17 protein-coding genes are annotated in these 17935 nt (G+C 45.3%); 7 read left to right on the top strand and 10 right to left on the bottom strand.

Translation table 11 applies throughout. The features are described from left to right. Positions 1–53: 53 nt before the first annotated feature. Genes B853_RS24765 through B853_RS24775 form a run of 3 tightly spaced genes read right to left on the bottom strand, consistent with a single transcriptional unit; the run spans position 54 to position 2922 of the window. Positions 54–860 (bottom strand): metal ABC transporter permease, encoded by an 807-nt coding sequence (locus tag B853_RS24765; protein WP_038886443.1) that lies wholly within the window; start codon positions 858–860, stop codon positions 54–56. 3 nt (positions 861–863) lie between these two features. Further along, on the bottom strand, positions 864–1790 hold the full coding sequence (locus B853_RS24770; RefSeq protein WP_038886444.1) for a metal ABC transporter solute-binding protein, Zn/Mn family: 927 nt from the start codon (positions 1788–1790) through the stop codon (positions 864–866). Then, positions 1780–2922, bottom strand: a complete 1143-nt coding sequence (locus B853_RS24775; RefSeq protein ID WP_038886445.1) for a membrane protein — start codon at positions 2920–2922, stop codon at positions 1780–1782. Before B853_RS24775 ends, B853_RS24770 begins: the two co-directional genes overlap by 11 nt. 202 nt (positions 2923–3124) lie before the next feature. Here B853_RS24775 and B853_RS24780 point away from each other — a divergent pair, with 202 nt between their 5' ends. Next, a complete protein-coding gene (locus tag B853_RS24780; RefSeq protein ID WP_038886446.1) occupies positions 3125–3778 on the top strand; it encodes a cupin domain-containing protein in 654 nt (217 codons plus the stop codon). A 61-nt stretch (positions 3779–3839) separates the two neighbouring features. Here B853_RS24780 and B853_RS24785 read toward each other — a convergent pair whose 3' ends face one another. After that, a complete protein-coding gene (locus B853_RS24785; protein ID WP_010452898.1) occupies positions 3840–4079 on the bottom strand; it encodes an HP1242/YdcH family protein in 240 nt (79 codons plus the stop codon). Between the two features lie 250 nt (positions 4080–4329). Between B853_RS24785 and B853_RS24790 the strand changes: the two genes are divergently transcribed. The 3 genes from B853_RS24790 to B853_RS24800 all read left to right on the top strand — a co-directional run bounded on the left by B853_RS24790 (position 4330) and on the right by B853_RS24800 (position 7538). After that, positions 4330–5364 carry a DUF4382 domain-containing protein gene (locus B853_RS24790; RefSeq protein ID WP_038886447.1) on the top strand — a complete coding sequence of 345 codons (1035 nt, stop codon included), beginning with the start codon at positions 4330–4332 and terminating at the stop codon, positions 5362–5364. 172 nt (positions 5365–5536) lie between these two features. After that, a complete protein-coding gene (locus tag B853_RS24795) occupies positions 5537–6340 on the top strand; it encodes an SDR family NAD(P)-dependent oxidoreductase (protein ID WP_038886448.1) in 804 nt (267 codons plus the stop codon). 325 nt (positions 6341–6665) lie between these two features. Then, positions 6666–7538, top strand: coding sequence for a B12-binding domain-containing radical SAM protein (locus tag B853_RS24800; protein ID WP_038886449.1), 873 nt, complete (start codon positions 6666–6668; stop codon positions 7536–7538). Between the two features lie 63 nt (positions 7539–7601). Here B853_RS24800 and B853_RS24805 read toward each other — a convergent pair whose 3' ends face one another. Both B853_RS24805 and B853_RS24810 read right to left on the bottom strand, forming a co-directional pair. Next, positions 7602–8516 carry a LysR family transcriptional regulator gene (locus B853_RS24805; RefSeq protein ID WP_038886450.1) on the bottom strand — a complete coding sequence of 305 codons (915 nt, stop codon included), beginning with the start codon at positions 8514–8516 and terminating at the stop codon, positions 7602–7604. Positions 8517–8621: 105 nt separating this feature from the next. After that, on the bottom strand, positions 8622–9491 hold the full coding sequence (locus B853_RS24810; RefSeq protein WP_038886453.1) for an AraC family transcriptional regulator: 870 nt from the start codon (positions 9489–9491) through the stop codon (positions 8622–8624). 130 nt (positions 9492–9621) lie between these two features. On the opposite strand from B853_RS24810, the gene B853_RS24815 reads away from it, so the two are divergent. Continuing rightward, positions 9622–10770 (top strand): aminotransferase-like domain-containing protein, encoded by a 1149-nt coding sequence (locus B853_RS24815; protein ID WP_038886455.1) that lies wholly within the window; start codon positions 9622–9624, stop codon positions 10768–10770. Positions 10771–10826: 56 nt separating this feature from the next. On the opposite strand, the gene B853_RS24820 is transcribed toward B853_RS24815, so the two are convergent. Together B853_RS24820 and B853_RS24825 are read right to left on the bottom strand one after the other, a co-directional pair. After that, positions 10827–11153, bottom strand: coding sequence for a DUF4156 domain-containing protein (locus B853_RS24820; RefSeq protein WP_038886457.1), 327 nt, complete (start codon positions 11151–11153; stop codon positions 10827–10829). A gap of 79 nt (positions 11154–11232) precedes the next feature. Then, on the bottom strand, positions 11233–11697 hold the full coding sequence (locus B853_RS24825) for a hypothetical protein (protein ID WP_038886458.1): 465 nt from the start codon (positions 11695–11697) through the stop codon (positions 11233–11235). 242 nt (positions 11698–11939) lie between these two features. Here B853_RS24825 and B853_RS24830 point away from each other — a divergent pair, with 242 nt between their 5' ends. Next, a complete protein-coding gene (locus B853_RS24830) occupies positions 11940–12647 on the top strand; it encodes a lipoate--protein ligase family protein (RefSeq protein ID WP_038886460.1) in 708 nt (235 codons plus the stop codon). Positions 12648–12708: 61 nt separating this feature from the next. Here the strand turns inward: B853_RS24830 and B853_RS24835 are convergent, their stop codons facing one another. Then, entirely contained in the window at positions 12709–13137 is a 429-nt protein-coding gene (locus tag B853_RS24835) for a VOC family protein (RefSeq protein ID WP_038886462.1), read from the bottom strand. 241 nt (positions 13138–13378) lie between these two features. Between B853_RS24835 and B853_RS24840 the strand changes: the two genes are divergently transcribed. Continuing rightward, the gene (locus tag B853_RS24840) at positions 13379–14941 is read left to right on the top strand and encodes a DEAD/DEAH box helicase (protein WP_038886463.1); all 1563 of its coding nucleotides are present in this window, start codon (positions 13379–13381) and stop codon (positions 14939–14941) included. Between the two features lie 73 nt (positions 14942–15014). Here B853_RS24840 and B853_RS24845 read toward each other — a convergent pair whose 3' ends face one another. Beyond that, entirely contained in the window at positions 15015–17891 is a 2877-nt protein-coding gene (locus B853_RS24845) for an MGH1-like glycoside hydrolase domain-containing protein (protein WP_038886465.1), read from the bottom strand. Positions 17892–17935 lie beyond the last annotated feature (44 nt).

Consider the following 17935-nt stretch of genomic DNA (forward strand, 5'->3'; position numbering starts at 1 on the left):
AATAAGAAAAAGCAGTGCTAAACAAAAGGCTCCGTTAACGCGGAGCCTTTTTATCATTGTGCGATTTCTCTTCGCTCTTCACGCTCAGATTGCGCTTTTTGCAACCAAGGCTGAAGCAAGAGATTAAACAACATGCCAGCAATAAAGAGTGTGATCACGATACTCGCTCCACTTGGTAAGTCGTAACGAGCCGATGCTGCAATGCCAGATATGATCCCAACCATACCGATGCTGATACTGGCGATAAAGAATCGAGTTCCCTTTAATGCCGCTGCACATAGAACTGGAATCACCAACAAGGCAAATTCCAAATAAATGCCCGTTAACTTGACCGTAATCGGCATCAAGATAGCAAAGATCAGATAGAAACCACTGCCCTGCATAAACGCAGGTTTTAACCATACCAATAGCAGCATCGCAGCGGTAATCAATGCCAAAGGCCAAACATCAGCCCAAGTCGCCCATAACAGCTGCCCATTAAGGATACCTTGAATAAAGTCTCCGCCATGCGGGTCTTTGCTCACCAGCAGTATCGCCAGCGATGCAGACACCACAAACAAGCTACCTATCATGGGTTCCAAATGCTGTTGGTATCGTTTCTCCATTAGGGCGATCAAACCGCACAGCATCAAAGACATCACCCAAGGGCCAATCATTTCACCAAAGAATGAACCTGAGAACAGCGCGTATTGACTCAACCAATAATGGCTTAGTGCAGCCCCCAATGCCGCGACTTGCGCCACCGCCAAATCAATAAAGATGATCTGGCGATTAAGAACTTGCTGCCCCAGTACGATGTTGCCGACTAACGCAATTAAACCACACAAAACCGCAGGTAAAAGCCATGCATAATCTGCCATGGCTTAGATCTTCACTGGTACAGGCTGCACTAACACATCCAGTAAATCATCAATGACTTGATCGTACATCTTATCCAAGCTTTGACCTTGAGATACCGTCAGAGGCAGTTGAATTACAGGCTTTTTCGTATGCTGCTGCAACCAGTTCGCAGGACGCTGATCTTGATGAGACGAGTAAACAATCGCATCAAAGCTGTCAGCATTTAACTTGGTGAGTGATTGCAGATGAGATGTGGTCGGTGAAATTCCCGGTTTAGGTTCGAGATCGGCAATCTGCTTCATTCCTAGCCAATCGTACAAATAACGATACGTCGCGTGATAACCGACAACTTGCTTACCTTTTAAAGCAGCGGCTTTCTCATTCCATTCATCGAGCTTTTTACGCCAATGAGCACGGAACTTCATGCCATTAAATTGGTACGTATGGGCGTTGTCTGGATCGATGGTTTTCAAGCGCTCGGTGATCGCACGTGAGAGCGGAATCATATCGTTAGCTGCAAATTGGACGTGTGGATTACCGTGAGCGTGTATATCTCCCATGCTACGGTCAACGTGATCATGAGTATCTAACATACGCACGAAGTCCGTCGCATAAATCATACTCGGCGCACCATTTTGCACCGCCGCATTGCTACTACGAACTTGCAGCATCGGTAACCACCCCACTTCTAATTCAGCCCCCGAGCACATAGCCATGTCCGCTTGACGCATCTTGGCAATCAATGAAGGGCGAGCTTGTACGTAATGTGGATCTTGCTTAGCCGTTGTCGCTGAATAAATGCTGGCGTCTGGCGCATGGCTTTCAAGAAAGGCTTTCCATTCTGACTCACAAACGAAGATGTTAAGAGCCAAAGCAGGCGAAGCAATGATGGCAGCCCCCGCCGCCATCATTGCTAAACTGCATTTACTTAACGTCAGCTTAGAACGCATGTGCACCGTGCGCTCCAAACGTCATCACATATTGCAGTGTGAATACGTTGTCTGTTTCGCTGTCTTGGTTATCAATGCGAGAGTATTGCGCACGGATAGTACCGAAGTGAGACGAATCCCATGCGATCATAGCATCCATCTCTTTATCGTTTAGTGCCGTGAAATGCATGTGGTCACCGTGTGCGTGGCCGTCGTAGCTTTCTGCTTCACCGTAACGCAGGCCTGCTGACCAGCTTGGATTAAAGCGGTAAACACCGGATACGTAGTATGCGGTAAGGTTGTCTGGAGATTCCGCGTCATCTTTGAACTTGCTGTCTACCACACCGTCAAGCAACATGTATTCTGCAGATAGCGTGAAGTTGCTGTACTTGTAGTTACCATCTGGTGCCCATTTCCATACAAAGTCAGCGCCGTAAAGGTTCTCACCCGTTACTGCTGCTGCATGGCTATGGTCGTGACCATGCTCTTCTTCATGGCCGTGGTCGTGATCTTCGAACTCTTTCACTTTGCCATTTTTGTTGTACAAGTAGCTCAAGCCAAACTGCCAACTCGATGATTCAGAGAAATCACTGCCTAGCTTCAGCGTCGTCGTGTAAACGCCAACTTCAGAGCCATCTTCAACTGAAGACATCTTGCTACCGCTTAGCGCCTCAGCACCAAACTTTACGTATAGATCCGTTGGCAACACGATGTTTGCGCGAACACCATCATCGTAATAATGCGAACCTAAGAACGTGCGGTAAGCGATTGGGCGCTCAACAAAGCTGTCGGTATGCATGTGTTGATTGTTCAGGTAACCAAAGTCAGACAGGAATCGACCAGCACGCACATTCAAACCATAAGGAAGTGCGAGTGTTTCGATGAATGCCTCTTCCAAAACAAACTCTGTCTCATCACCATGGCTTTCTAGTACTGCCGTCAGTGCACCATGAAACTTGTCATCAATGTTTGCTGACATATTTAATTCAGTATGACCAAGACCAAAACCCTCTTCGCGCTCTGAGTTATGACGCTGTCCATCTTGATAGTAACCGTCTAGTACCACTCCAATCTGAGGATTCGAAAGTGTATCTGCAAACACTGGGGAGACAAACAAACTACCAACCGCTAGAGAGACCAATTTTTTATTCACTGCATTTTCCTTGTTTATTGTTATGTTATAACGTTTAGATTTGCGCAATGTTATAATATAACAATTCGTATTCAACAAGGATAATGTAAGAAAATGTAACAGAAAAATACATTTCCTCTTGTGAAAGCGTTATCTACAATTCATTCAATATCATTATGAATCCCACTTGGACTCACTCTTCATAATCACTCGGTATTTCAATATGTTAAATATGGACTTTTCAAAAAGACTGGTTATCAGAGCCTCTGATCAAGATTGGTTAGCTAGCCCTGCGGCGGGTGTATGGCGCAAACCATTAGAGCGAGAAGCGAAAGAGTCAGGACATACCACCAGCTTGGTGAAGTACGAACCAAACTCGAAGTTTGCTACGCACCCTCACCCACGTGGAGAAGAGATATTGGTACTTGAGGGCGTATTTTCTGACGAGTATGGGGACTATCCGGCAGGTACTTACCTGCGTAACCCTCCAGGAAGTAAACACGCACCTTTTAGCAAGAAAGGCTGCGTGCTCTTAGTAAAACTGAACCAGTTTGATCCCAACGATCTTGAAACAGTGCGTATTAACACCAGTCAAGCTGAATGGCTACCAGGGGTTGGTGGGCTGAAAGTCATGCCACTGCACAATTTTGAGCACGAGCATGTTGCATTGGTAAAGTGGCCAAAAGGTGAAAAGTTTCAACCACACCATCATTTTGGTGGCGAGGAGATCCTCGTACTATCCGGGGAGTTCAATGATGAGTTTGGTAATTATCCAAAACACACGTGGCTGCGCAGCCCACATATGAGTGAGCACTTTCCTTTTGTTATTCAAGAAACGGTTATCTGGGTAAAAACAGGGCATCTACCCGTTGGTTAAAACTCAGAAAAACAAACGGCCCGAATGTTCGAGCCGCCATTAATGCAGTACTAGGTTATCACTACACGCTCATAATTTTTGAGTAAAGCCAATCTTTCAGCTCTGAACGGTTGTGTTTGAGTGTGTTCATTTGATGATCGTCAATAGGGTTCCCTTGCAATTCGAGTTCTCGGATTTCCTTATCAAGCGTATTGTAATTTTTAGCATTTTCAGCGAAGTCAGCGTCATTCGCCGTAAGTTGAGTGATTGTATCCAAATGTTCCGGAAATTCATGAGTTAGTGAGTGATTTTCGCCTAACATAAAGACCTCTTTGGCTGAGCGTATTTTTGTTAAAGAAGCTGCTCATTTATTGAGCAACGCTTATTCATAACCATAGCATTTCATCCGCCATCAAATCGTCGACTTGAGCACATTTTTACTTAACTCGTTCAAACGACATATTCTCATTCTTAATACTGACATTGTCTTGCAACAACCTAGCAATTAAAGAGCGGTTTATTGCTAAATTTCAGCTACATTTAATAAGTTTTGTATTAAAAAGGAAATACAAATGAACACTCTTAAAATTAGCCTGGTCGGCGCAGCTGTGGTATTTGCACTGGCAGGATGTAACTCAGATAGCAGTTCAGTTAGCGCAACTACTCCCGTTACCCTTTCAGTATCAGACGCGCCCATAGATGATGTTTCTGAAGTCGTAGTAACCTACAGCAAAGTGGCGTTTCTTCCTGTTGGTGAAGGCGAGCCTCAAATCTTCAACGTCTACAAAACTGATGAAGATGGCAACTACGTTGATGAAGAAGGTAATCTTCTTCCGGACGGAGAAGATCCGCTGCCATTGAGTGTGAACTTACTAGATTTTCAGGGCAGTGATGCTCAGGAGCTCGTTGATAACGAAGTGATTCCTACTGGTAACTACCAACTGTGTGTTTTTGCAAACGACGGTGACCACCCTGAATACCCATCTTACGTCGTTGAAGAAGGCACAGGAAACCAAATGCCATTAACGGTAAAGGGTAACGGTAAGTGCCCACAAGGTGTCGGCGATGAGCCTAATTCTGGCGTACTCTTTTTCAATAACCAATTTGCCGTCAATCCAGACAACAACGATTACGTGGTGGAATTCGATTTACGTCGAGGCTTAAAAGATGCAACGGGTAAAGACGAAGGTTATACGATTCAAAGAACGTCAATCAGCCTAATCAACACGATTACGACTGGTAACCTTGGTGGCAGCGTTGATCTCACAACCTACCAAGGCTGCGAAACTGACACGACATCGGGCAACGGTTATGCGCATGCCGTATACCTCTATGAAGGTGATATCGCGCAAGCAAACATGGGATCGTTTGCCCCAAGTGAGTCTCAAGCCCCTATCGCTTCTGCGAATGTGACCACAGAAGATGAAGGTGCCACTTATCAATATGAGTTTGGTTACGTAGAACCTGGCACTTACTCAATTGGTTACACCTGTACCGCTAACGATGACTCGGAAGAAGGCATTGTGGATGGTGAAACATTCAGTATTTATACATCCGAAAGTGGGTTAAATGTTACTGAAGGTAGCGATACTAACGCAAACCTTTAAGTTTTGAGACTCATTTAAACGTTAAATGAATAACGGGGCTTCGGCCCTATTTTTTATACCCCTCTCGGATTATCAATCATTTCTATAAAGTGTTTCCCTCACTCTCCCAATAGTCGAACGCCAAAGATGCCACTATGATTGTTGCATATCGAATTCAAAAGGAATCTCAATTATGCAAAAAATCATCCTGATTACTGGCTCTACAGACGGCATTGGTTTAGAAACAGCAAAGATGTTAGTGGCAGATGGTCACCACGTGATCGTACACGGCCGTAGCGAAGCAAAGGTTCAAAACGTAGAGCAAAGCTTGATTGAGATGAACGCTGGCAAAGTGGAAAGCATCGTTGCTGACCTATCTTCAGTCAAAGCCGTGAAACAGATGGTTGCGGAAGTGGCAGAACGCTTTGGCAAACTGGATGTGATCATCAATAACGCTGGCGTGTTCGCGACACCTAACTCAAGAACTCAAGAAGGTCTCGATGTGCGCTTTGCCGTTAACACCATCGCGCCATACATGCTGACAAAAGAGTTACTTCCACTACTTGGCAACACAGGTCGTGTTGTAAACCTATCTTCTGCAGCACAAGCACCAGTGAGCATCGAAGCCTTGATGGGAGACAAACCACTGTCAGACGGTGAAGCTTACGCTCAAAGTAAGCTGGCACTGACTATGTGGTCACGCGTAATGGGATTGCAGTTGAAAAACGTCGGCCCTATGGTGGTTTCCGTCAATCCAAAATCATTCCTTGGCAGCAAAATGGTGAAAGACGCTTACGGTATAGCGGGTAATGACATCAGTTTGGGCGCAGACATTCTAATTCGTGCTGCACTATCTGATGAATTTGCTCAAGCGCATGGTTCGTACTTCGACAACGACATTGAAGCTTTTGCCGCTCCTCATCGTGATGCGTTGAATGACACTAAATCACAACAAGTGGTAGACGCGATTGAAGCTGTGATTGCTAAACTCGCTTAATTCCACACGGTTGATTCCTATTAAACACCTAGCTTCGGCTGGGTGTTGTTGTTTTTACGCACTTGTTTCAATGGAATGCTTTCTGTGGACTGGCTTCTAGCGTTTCTGTTTCTCACGTTTTTGTCTCGCGCTTAAAAAACTGCCATCATTGTTCATTTTCAATAAAATCTAAAAACTCATTCGATATAAAGGCCAATTATCAACAAAGCCGTCTCTTGTTAATCTTCAACCATCGGGAAAAACGCCAGACTCAAACGCGTTCGTTCCCATTATCTTTCGCGAGTGATGACATCGAATCATCCCGCTTTTAACTGGAGATCCAACTATGAACTATGAGGGCAAAGTTTACCGACCATGGCCGGAATACCGCAGCATCTTAATCCAAACCACATTGGGTTGTAGCATCAACACCTGCACGTTTTGCAGCATGTTTGATGACAAACGCTTTAAGGTACGCCCTATTGAAGACGTGTTTAAAGACATTAAAGAAGCACGCTTGATCTACCCACAGGTAGAGTCGATCTTTTTGATTGATGGTAACGTTATGGCGGCACGTACGGATTACTTGCTTAAGATCTTCGACAAACTGCGTTCAACCTTTCCTGAATGCAAAAAGATTTCTCTTTACAGTGGACTGAACGATTTCCGCCGTAAAACCATTGCTGAATTGAAAGAACTGAAAGATGCGGGGTTAGATATGGCCTATTCTGGCCTTGAATCTGGCGACCGCGTTGTTCTAGAACGCATTAAAAAACACATGTCACCAGAGCAAGCGATTGAAGGCATGGCAATGGCAAAAGAAGCTGGCATTGAAGTATTGCTGTCTTTCATCTTTGGTCTTGGTGGTCGTGAACGTTCAAAAGAACACATTATTGCGACAACAGACATCTTGAACCAAATCAACCCTGAGCAAATTGCTCCTATGGCACTTGCGATTCAGCCAGGTACGGTGATGGAACAAGAAGTGAAGAACGGCGAGTTCATTATGCCAACTCAACTCCAAGTGCTTGAGGAAGAGAAATACCTACTCGAAAACTTGAACATTGATACCTTCTACTGGGGCGACCATGGTAACAACATCGTTCCACAAAAAGGGTGGCTGTTGGATTCACGCGAAGATTTTCTGAGAAACATCAATCACGCGATTGCATCTAACCCAATGGCAAAAGACAACGTCATCCAGACTTTCTCTTGGTAGTCGTTCTCTTTCCCGCTAGATAAACACAATAAAAAACGCTTTCCGATTGGAAAGCGTTTTTGTTTATTTCTGATAGGTTGCCAGTTCGGTTTCCCAGTAAGGTGGTTGCCCGTAATACTCGGCAAAGTAATCAATAAAGGCACGAACCTTAGGTGCGATCAAACGTGAGCTAGGGTAAACGGCCCAAATGCTGGCGTTCATCACCAATGGATAGTTTTCCAAGATTTCGACCAACTCACCGGCTTGAAGCTGTTTGTAGACACTCCAAATCGAGTTAATCGACACACCAAGTCCATCGATACAAGCATCGCGCATCGCATCGCCGTTATCGGTTCTAAAACTGCCCGAAGCGCGCATCGCATAATGACCATCTGGGGTTTCAAACACCCAGTTGTCCAATCCCATTAGCGTCACGCATTCATGCTCAGCAAGTTCTTGCGGTGTTTTCGGCGTTCCGTGCTTTTCTAAATACTCTGGTGAAGCGACAATGATGCGACGATCTGGTGCTAGTTTACGTGCCACCAGCGTTGAGTCTTTCAATTCTGCAAGACGAATCGCGACATCGAACCCGCCTTCAACCATATCAATGATGGAATCAGAAAAGCGAAAATCCACCGTAAGCTCGGGATAAGCCGCCATAAAGCCTTTGAGCGCCGGCACAAGATGCAAACGCCCAAACGACGCTGGAGCCGTTACTCGTAACGTGCCGGTTGGTGCGCTATGACCTACTCCTACCGCACCTCGCGCCGCTTCTACCGTTGCAAGCACTTCTTCAGCGTGTGGCAAAAATGCCTGACCTTCTTCCGTTAATGAGACCTTACGTGTGGTTCGGTGTACAAGGCGAACGCCTAGCCCTTCCTCCAACTTATTGATGTGGGCACTGGCAACGGCCGGCGATAATCCAAGCTCTTGTCCTGCCATGCTGATATTGTGCGTTGATGCCAAACGAACGAAAAGCTTGAGATGTTCTATATTCATTTCATTTTCAACTTATTCTATAAAGTCCGGCGTAAATGTCGGGCATTTTCATCTGACACAATAGTAAAGCATTGAACGTGAAGCAAAGCTTTTTAAGAGAAATTGTTAGAAGAAACTGATAGGCAAGTAGAAATCTAATTCGAACGCTTCTTCATGATTTAAAAAGTGGTTTTGATGATAATGCACATACGCAGGAGTTGAGCGTTGCTTAAAGCCCGAGTTTGGCAACCATTTCTCCAATACCATGCTGATTTGAGGCAGCAGCTCACCATACACACCAGTCAACCTGAACACCGCATGTAAGCCACCCGGAATCGTCATCTGGTTAACCACTCCACGATACTTAAGCGGTTTATCAATCGCCATGCACGCCACATAACGACATTTGTCCAACTCAACCCAAGCCGGATTGGAATGATGCAAACCATATTGCGTAGAGAAGTCTCGGTTCTCTGAATTGGCCCACGCTTTTAACACCAGCCAAGCATTACGAATAGAGCGGTTGTAGCCTTCATGACGAACATAAGCCGCAAAGCGTTGGGGCACTTCAACAATCTTTGGATCCGGTAAGGTACGCTTCGCGACTCGATGGTAACCCGCCGCCACTTCTGGATCTTTGAGATACGGTTTTTCAGCGACGTGCAAATCATGCTTGCGCCAAGCACCAGGCGACATATCAAACGTGGATTTAAAGGCACGGCTGAATGACGACACAGAACTGAAGCCACACTTATTGGCAATCTCTAATACCGACGATTTGGTATCGAACATCAACTGGTTTGCTGCGTATTCCATTCTCGTGCGACGAATGTATTGATGAATCGACTCCCCTACCACATCTTTAAAAATACGGTGGAAATGCTGCTCAGAATACGCTGCTACATCAGCCAACTCTTTAGCGGATAATTCTCTGCTAATGTCTTGGTGAATGTAGAACAGTACGTCATTGATTCTGGAAACCTGTTGCTGGCTCATAATTTAGCGTTTGATTGAAATAGCATAAATGGACATGTTTAACAGCATAAATGGACACACTTAAGTTAGCAAATCCCATGTACTATCTTCTGAATAAAACCAAAATTAAAAAATACGAGAAACACAACACATGGAAATCGCACAGTCACTACAACAAGTAAAGTCATCGTACATTCGAGAGATCCTCGCTGCCGCTAGCGATAAAAACGTCATCTCGCTTGCTGGCGGTTTGCCAGACGAGAAGACCTTCCCAATCGACTTAATGAAGCCGACGCTTGAAAACTTGGCCAACATGCCAGAGGTGTTCCAATATGGCTCAACCGCAGGCTATGGACCGCTACTTAACTTCCTAAACGGTTACTTCAAGCTTCCTGAAACACACACAGCGATGATCACTACGGGCTCTCAGCAAGGTTTGGATTTGATTGCACGCGCTTATGTGAACCCGGGTGACAAAGTGGTAATGGAAGCCCCAAGCTACCTTGGTGCGATGCAGGTGTTTGGCTTGGTTCAAGCAAATATCGTGACTGTTTCTCAAACTGAGTTCGGTCCAAACCTTGAAGAGCTAGAACAGTGCTTCGCTGAGCAAAAGCCGAAGATGTTCTATGCGGTGCCAGATTTCCATAACCCAACAGGCGTATGCTGGGCACTAGAAACGCGTCAAAAGGTTGCAGAGCTTTGTATTCAATACAACGTGGCTTTCATCGAAGATGCGCCGTACCGCGAACTTCGCTTCTCTGGTGAAGCTTTGCCTTTGGTTTCTGATTTCTGTCCACAGAACTCTATCGTACTGCGTTCATTCTCTAAGATTGCATCACCAGGTCTTCGTATCGGTGTGGTTACGGGTAAAACTAGCTACCTAGAACCGCTGATTAAAATCAAACAAGGTGCCGATCTGCACTCAAGCGTCCCGATGCAAGCCCTACTGCACGGCTTGCTTCAACATGACAACTTCGAAACCCACATCAGCACCATTTGTGAACTGTACAAGTCTCGCTACGATGTGATGTATGCAGAGCTAGAAAAACAGCTTCCAGCAAGCTGCGTCCTCAAGCCCGTTGATGGCGGTATGTTCGTGTGGGTGGAGATCCCAGAATGCGATACTTTCGAACTGGCAAAATCACTGCTTGCGAATGGTGTTGCCGTTGTACCGAGCCCAGTGTTCTACCCTGAGGGCTCAGAAGTAAAAGCGGCATTGCGCCTTAACTTTACTAATGCGACACCTGAAGAATTGAAAGTGGCGGTGACACGCTTAGCAGACGTACTGAAGCAAATCTAAGTGAGTCCCATTCGAAATTATAGCGGTGAAAGCAGACGTTAACGTCTGCTTTTCTTTTAGTTTTGACACTGATACGCGTTGGCGAACATCGTCACTGAGCTAGAAAAACCCAGCGGTTGGTAAAGGTATAGCGTGTCTGCACCAAGATCAGCGGCTTTGATACGCATCTGGTTTAACGTCCCCCACACCATGTCTTTATCTGCGTGTAGCCAGTAATCGTAGAAGTGACCCTCAGAGCCCATTACTGTACCTAAGTGTTGGCAGTTCGCGATTGCGCTTGCATCGTCCCAAATAACTTTAACTTGCTCAGATTCTTGGGTTGGGAAGGTCACGCAGCCAGTTAACAACGTTGCTAATGCTGCAGCAGTCATTAACTTTTTCATAATTTCATCGCCTTAGAATTAAATAGTCTGCGGATTCTATTTATCGTTTAGACAATGACCAACAAATTATTTTTATGCTTTACATAACCGCTCGTTTAGGAGCTTTCTTAGGCTTCTTTAATGCACGCGCATCGCAAATGTTCAGCGTCATCAATGTTAGGTTCGTGAAACCAGCAAGCAACTCAACCAACTGAACAACATAGAAGGTCGTATCAAACTGATTACTTGCGGCTAAATGCTGCAAATAAATCGCCGCCGGAACCAAAATCAAGATGCCGTTCATCGCAACGAAAGGCATACGCTTTTTCTTTGCCGCTAATGGGCCTTTTTTCACATTAGGTGCCATCTTTGCCCCAGTAATACCAGCCACTGCCATTAAAGGCATTACCGCCCATATTGCGTAAGAGATATAGGTTTTCACTGCCAATATTGCATGCTGATTACCAAAGAGCTCAACCACTACTGTACTGGTAAAAAAGCTCATAATAAGCAGATAAGCACTAATAGAACTGATTCGATGAACTAGACTGAGTTTCTTTTTCATACCGATATTCTCTTTTTCGATTTGATGTAAGTAGCGATACACAATAAAGATTACATAACAATCATTGCATCAGCAACATTTGCATTTAAAACAAATTGTAAACCTGACTCGATATTTGAGCCTGAAGGTTTTAACTTAATGTTTTTAATGAATATTTACTTTTAAACAAAAACAGAGTTGTGATTGGATTTTATGAAGGAATTGGAGTAAAACTGAAGGGTAGATGAAAAGAGGAACTGAGTTTGGCTTCCAAAAATAAACTGATCCGTTATCAATCCACTGAAGTCGCAGATGCTTTCAGTAAAGAAGATGAGCTGATCAAACTCGTGCAGACGGATCAACTCTCTCAAGTCTTATTGTTGTGGCAAGTGAAAAGCCCAACGCTCGTCCTTCCTGCGGGAAAGAAGTGGCCTATTTCAGACGAGCTTGAACAAGGTCTTGAAGAGACTAACTGGAAGCTATTCTCTAGAAAAACTGGCGGCGCACCTGTACCGCAAGTGCCGGGGATCATTAACCTCTCGCATATCTATCACTGGCCGGAAGATCAGCCTTATGACATCAAAAAAGCGTACCTTGATTTGTGCGCTGTGTTAACTGCATTTTTCGAGCAACTTGGAGTGCAAGTCGATGTGCACGCTACGCCAAACTCCTATTGTGATGGCGAGTACAACTTGAATATCAATAAGCAAAAAGTGGTGGGTACAGCTCAGCGTGTATTGCTTAAAAAAGGTGGCGGACAAGTGGTGCTCTCTCAAGCCTGTATTCTCATTGACGCCGATGTAGAGAAAATCGTTGAACCTGTGCAGTTGTGTAATCGTCTATGCGGGCATAACGATGATATTCGCGGGGATGTGCACACTCCCCTATTCAATCACATAGAAGAAAGGCCAGATACTGACGCACTGTTCCAACTGCTAACACAAGCCTTTTTGGATCACGCCAAGCACTAGCCTCACTCTTAAGAGCAAGGTATACGCTCTATGCCTTGCTCCAGCCTTGATTCAATAAACACTACTGAGTGTAATCATTTCGTTCGCTGTCTTTGTCTGACAGATACTCAATAAACTCAAACTGCATACCATGATCTTCTAGGTAGTAGACGTTCTTACGAAATGGGTGATCGGCGCCCCAGTGGTCAAGCTCATAACCCACTTCTTTTAATCGAGCGACTAACGCTTCTACATCTGACACGACGATGCCGAGGTGCTTCATTCCAGTAAAATGTGTCGTCCAATGTTCAGCATCACCATTACCGCCATCCGAAATAGCAATATAAGAGTGTTCATCTCCGACGTGGAACCATTCAATTGGACGGCCAAACCAATCATCTATCTTGCCGCTGCCGCGAATCGTCCACTCAGGGACAGCTGTCGTCAGAAACTCAATGGTTTTACGAGCATCGACGACGGAAATATTGGCGTGTTCAACATAGCTTTTCATAACGTTGTTCCTTATTTATTAGGGTCTTCCTTTGGCTTGTTAAACACCTTAAAACCTCAAGTTAGCTTTAGGTAAAGCGCTAATTTTTACACCGCGATAAGAAATGAGATCCACATCAAATATCCATACACGACGGAAATAGTTGAAGCCAACGCACAAAAGCCTCAGAATGGCGCACTTTTCGTGTCGAGCATAAATTCGACGCGCCTGTTATTTAAAACGACAATTGAGAATCATACATATGGGTTTTACCTCGTTAGGTCTATCTGCTCCAATCCTTAAAGCTATTCAGGAAAAAGGCTACGACACCCCTTCGCCAATTCAGGCACAAGCAATTCCAGCTGTTTTGGAAGGGAAAGACGTAATGGCAGCAGCACAGACTGGTACAGGTAAAACGGCTGGCTTTACGCTGCCGATTCTTGAACGTCTGTCTAACGGTCCACGAGTACGCAGCAACCAAGTCCGCGCATTGGTGCTAACGCCAACTCGTGAGCTTGCGGCTCAGGTGCAAGAAAACGTATTCATGTACAGCCGTCACCTACCTCTAACGAGTGCAGTGGTATTTGGTGGTGTGAAGATCAATCCGCAAATGCTTCGTCTTCGTAAAGGTGCGGACGTATTGGTTGCAACACCAGGTCGTCTATTGGACCTATACAACCAAAATGCAGTGAAGTTCGACCAACTAGAAATGCTGGTTCTGGACGAAGCGGACCGCATGCTAGACATGGGTTTTATTCGCGACATTCGTAAGATCCTTGACTTGCTACCGAAGCAACGTCAGAACCTTCTGTTCTCTGCGACTTTCTCTAACGAAATTCGCGACCTTGCAAAAGGTTTGGTAAACAACCCTGTAGAGATTTCAGTTAACCCTGCAAACTCGACAGCACGCACCGTAGAACAATGCATCTACCCAGCAGACGTGAAGAAGAAAGCGCCAATGTTGGTCAAACTGATCAAAGACGGTGACTGGAAACAAGTATTGGTATTTACCAAAACCAAGCATGGCGCAAACCGCTTAGCCAAGTTCCTAATCGACCAAAAGATTACAGCAGCTGCGATTCACGGCAACAAGAGCCAAGGTGCACGTACCAAAGCACTGGCTGACTTTAAATCTGGTGAAGTTCGCGTTCTAGTTGCCACCGACATTGCTGCTCGTGGTATCGATATTCCACAACTTCCTCAAGTGGTGAACTTCGAGCTGCCGAAAGTAGCAGAAGACTACGTTCACCGTATTGGTCGTACAGGCCGAGCTGGTGAAGTAGGTAAAGCGATTTCTTTGGTGTGCGCACTTGAAGCATCAGAGCTGTTTGCGATTGAACGTTTGATTCAACAGCTGCTTCCTCGTAAAGAGCTGGAAGGCTACGCACCAACTAACGTACTGCCAGAGTCGAAGCTTGATACTCGCCCTATCAAGCCTAAGAAACCGAAAAAGCCTAAGAAGCCAAAAGCAGAAGGTGAAAACGGTCAAACCGCTGAGAAGAAAAACAGCGGCGGTAACAACAAACCAAAGCGTCGTTTCAACAGCGACAACAAAAATGGCAAAGGCGAAAACAGATCTGACAAAGCTGGCGCTGGTAAACCAAAAGGTAACCGCGATGGTCAAGCGCGATCAAACGGCAAGCCAAGCGGTAGCAAGCCGAATGCGAATAAGCCAAACGCGAGCAAAAACGGTAACGGTGGTAAACCGTCGGGTAACCGTAAGCCTAACAGCGGCAAACCAGCAGGCGCAAAGCCTTCAAACGGTAAACCGTCAGGCAACAAGCCATCAGGGCAACGTCGTAAGCCTCGTCCGCAAACTGCGTAGTCACTCTTTACTTTGTTAAAACAACAAAGCCGCTGGATAAATCAGCGGCTTTTTCTTAGAACTTCAATTCACGTTATTGAAGCGGTGCTATGCGGATATCAGCAATCTGCGCTTCATTCATCTCGCCATCTACGCCACCTGAGTAAATGTAGGTTTCATTAGATTTCAAGTAACTCATATTGAAATGATCTTTGAGAACCAGTCGGTATGATTTGCCTTGTTCTAGAGAGACTTCAATCGGTGTTGAGTAACGCATACCTTTGTTCTCACCAATATGGCCCATTTGAATATAACCTTTACCAACTGACTGACCAGATTCGTCGAGAACTTCGAGCTCTTTCACTGCGTTAGTAATACCGGTATTTAGTTGGCCTAGGTTATTGTTATACCACGCCGCCAACTGGTATCGCCCGCTAGTAGGGACGGAGAAAGCACTCAGACCATTTACATCACCACTATCTTTGCTCACAGTGACTACCGATACATCGTCTTTTAGCGGTTGGTACTCACCCTCGAGCTTGACGCGGATATCTTCCCCAACACAAACAGGTTCACTTGGGTTAGAACGGAATCCTTGTTCATTAATACTTTCAGCCAAATAACACGCAAAGCCGCTTAAGGTATCGCTGTATTCTTTTCCGTTAACATTGCTTTGGATCAGTTGACCATTGCGGTACAAGTTAATGTTGTAGTCACTAGTTACACCAATCGTCACATTATTGTTAGCGCGAGCGACATCGAGCTTAGGCTCTTTTGGAGAAAATACTTTTGCGCTTTCTGTTGTGTAAGGTTTAACACCATCCACCACTTTTATACTGCTGTCGTCAGCAACAAGACTACCCAAGGTGACTTGGTAGTGACCATTATCATCAACCGTCACCTCTTCCACTGGATAGTAACCGTTTGACTCACCTTGTACTTCTGGCAGGTGAATCGTCACAGAGTAGCTTTTACCCTTGAAGCTGAAGTTCTCCAATGTAATCTGATCTGATTGAGCAAAAAGTTGATTGCGAACCCATCCTGTAATGAACGGTTTAACTTCCAATTGCCCTGTTTCAGTGTGAATACCAAAAATAGTTTCGACCACCATATTGAGGTAACCACCTACCGACCATAGCTGGCGCTGGGAGTTAATTACTGGGCCATCAAGAGAAGCATCTGCACCATGGTCACTGTGAATAATGAACGATTTACCAGACAACCACTCCAAGTTTTCCATATTTGACAGGTTCGTTGCAGTACCGCGAACTAGGGACTGAATCGCATTGTTAGCCGCTGCCACGTTTTGAGTATGATGTGCAGCGCGTAAGCTATATGCGGTGACAAATGGCCAAATCGCGCGGTTGTGATAAACAGGAACACCTGGCTGTTGAGGGAAATAAACTGGCACACCAAACTCACTATGAGGATAGTTTTCCATAATTTGTTTCGCCTGAGCATCACTGGCAATGCCACTTATAATTGCAAGCGATTCACCTAGCATGTCATATTTATCGACCGCAATATCCTGTCCGTTGTCAAACAGGTAGCTGACGTACATACCGCGATTCTCATTCCAAAAGTGCGTATTGATTGATTGCTTCAACTGATTCGCCCAATCGGTATATTTGACGGCGTTTTTAGAGTCAAACTGCTCTGCCAACTTTGCTGCTAAGCGCATTGCTCGATAGTGAACAACGTTTGTTGATAGCGCCTTGCTACTACCAATCGCATTAACATCATCTGGCGTCCAAGTAGAATATGTCTGTTCACGCCAATCCAAGAAAGACTGTTCGCCAGTGTATAAACCTGAGTCTTGATCAAACGCTGCTAATCGATCTGCTTCTAGTGTATTGCTAACCGCATTGTAGGCGCGCTCTGCAAATTGGTTGTAGTCTTCCCCATCAAGTGCAGACAGCAAACGTTCTGCGCCCAACGCCCAAGTTGTTCGGTCAGTACTGATTGGCCAACTACCACCTGTCCCTGTATCTTGAACAATTTGCTCACCGTCATATTGTTTATCGGTTGAATCACGGAACGCAGATAATTTGAATTCCAAACCATTTTCAACACGAGTAGGGTTCATCAACGCCAAAGACAAATCAGCCGCATAGGCAAGATCACGCGTCCAAACATAGTGCCATTTAGCACCTGTTTCGAACACTTCTGCTTTAATTGGTTTGTTGTAGTTATAGTTGCCATCTTTGATTTCAGAGACAGCGAGTTGATCGAGTTCTTTAAGAGTTAGTGCAAACAACGCGTCAAACGCAGTGTCACCAGACACAACTCGTGGGCCATCCTGCTCGGTAATCACCATACCTTGATCGAGAGCATCTCGTAACTCAGTTGTCGTTGATATACCAAACTCACGTTGGGCCGCTTTTGGGTCGTTGACTGAGAAAGTCACCGTTTCATTACTACCGTCGTAATTAGCGAAGAGTTTGACTTCTTTTACTTGGTGACCTTCGTGCACCATGGCTGGATCAATAATGGCATCAGAATAGTACTTCTCGGCTTCGGCCTGCGTCGCTTTGGTGACCGTCATCGTTGCGCTACTTTCACTGGCAAAGTTCACTGAGAACTTGTAGTACCCTTTATCAGCAAACGTAATTTCCGAGTTACAGTCATTGTTCATGCACGCTTCATTCGTCTCTGGCTTAGGCAGATAGTCTTGAGGCTGGTCAAATACAGCAGGATCTGAAAAGTGTGTGTATTCAATTTGCCAACCCGGATCTGCAATCTTGAATTGGTTACTACCACGAGCGACGCGCAGAACCGTCTCATATTCATTGTTGCCTAAATAGTTAAGCTTGGCGTGTTCGGCGGTTCCCCAATCGCCGTTTAAGCCACGTAAGTACAGATCAGCAGAAATAATTGGTTTGTCCACTACTTCCGGACTATCTGAATCGGAACCGCAGCCCGATAAACCGATACATGACGCGACAGCAAGCGCAATAATACTTGGTTTCATAGTTATCCCTTAGATTGTTATTTTGGGCGATAGTCTAAGAAACC

The organism is Vibrio rotiferianus CAIM 577 = LMG 21460 (assembly GCF_002741985.1).
GTDB classification, from domain to species: Bacteria; Pseudomonadota; Gammaproteobacteria; order Enterobacterales; family Vibrionaceae; genus Vibrio; species Vibrio rotiferianus.

What these genes read in the sequence shown, in the direction of transcription:
- B853_RS24840 (WP_038886463.1), top strand. Translation starts at nt 13,379, where the DNA reads ATGGGTTTTACCTCGTTAGGTCTATCTGCTCCAATCCTTAAAGCTATT.
- B853_RS24770 (WP_038886444.1), bottom strand. Translation starts at nt 1,790, where the DNA reads ATGCGTTCTAAGCTGACGTTAAGTAAATGCAGTTTAGCAATGATGGCG.
- B853_RS24790 (WP_038886447.1), top strand. Translation starts at nt 4,330, where the DNA reads ATGAACACTCTTAAAATTAGCCTGGTCGGCGCAGCTGTGGTATTTGCA.
- B853_RS24815 (WP_038886455.1), top strand. Translation starts at nt 9,622, where the DNA reads ATGGAAATCGCACAGTCACTACAACAAGTAAAGTCATCGTACATTCGA.
- B853_RS24800 (WP_038886449.1), top strand. Translation starts at nt 6,666, where the DNA reads ATGAACTATGAGGGCAAAGTTTACCGACCATGGCCGGAATACCGCAGC.
- B853_RS24820 (WP_038886457.1), bottom strand. Translation starts at nt 11,153, where the DNA reads ATGAAAAAGTTAATGACTGCTGCAGCATTAGCAACGTTGTTAACTGGC.
- B853_RS24845 (WP_038886465.1), bottom strand. Translation starts at nt 17,891, where the DNA reads ATGAAACCAAGTATTATTGCGCTTGCTGTCGCGTCATGTATCGGTTTA.
- B853_RS24835 (WP_038886462.1), bottom strand. Translation starts at nt 13,137, where the DNA reads ATGAAAAGCTATGTTGAACACGCCAATATTTCCGTCGTCGATGCTCGT.
- B853_RS24805 (WP_038886450.1), bottom strand. Translation starts at nt 8,516, where the DNA reads ATGAATATAGAACATCTCAAGCTTTTCGTTCGTTTGGCATCAACGCAC.
- B853_RS24795 (WP_038886448.1), top strand. Translation starts at nt 5,537, where the DNA reads ATGCAAAAAATCATCCTGATTACTGGCTCTACAGACGGCATTGGTTTA.
- B853_RS24825 (WP_038886458.1), bottom strand. Translation starts at nt 11,697, where the DNA reads ATGAAAAAGAAACTCAGTCTAGTTCATCGAATCAGTTCTATTAGTGCT.
- B853_RS24765 (WP_038886443.1), bottom strand. Translation starts at nt 860, where the DNA reads ATGGCAGATTATGCATGGCTTTTACCTGCGGTTTTGTGTGGTTTAATT.
- B853_RS24785 (WP_010452898.1), bottom strand. Translation starts at nt 4,079, where the DNA reads ATGTTAGGCGAAAATCACTCACTAACTCATGAATTTCCGGAACATTTG.
- B853_RS24780 (WP_038886446.1), top strand. Translation starts at nt 3,125, where the DNA reads ATGTTAAATATGGACTTTTCAAAAAGACTGGTTATCAGAGCCTCTGAT.
- B853_RS24810 (WP_038886453.1), bottom strand. Translation starts at nt 9,491, where the DNA reads ATGAGCCAGCAACAGGTTTCCAGAATCAATGACGTACTGTTCTACATT.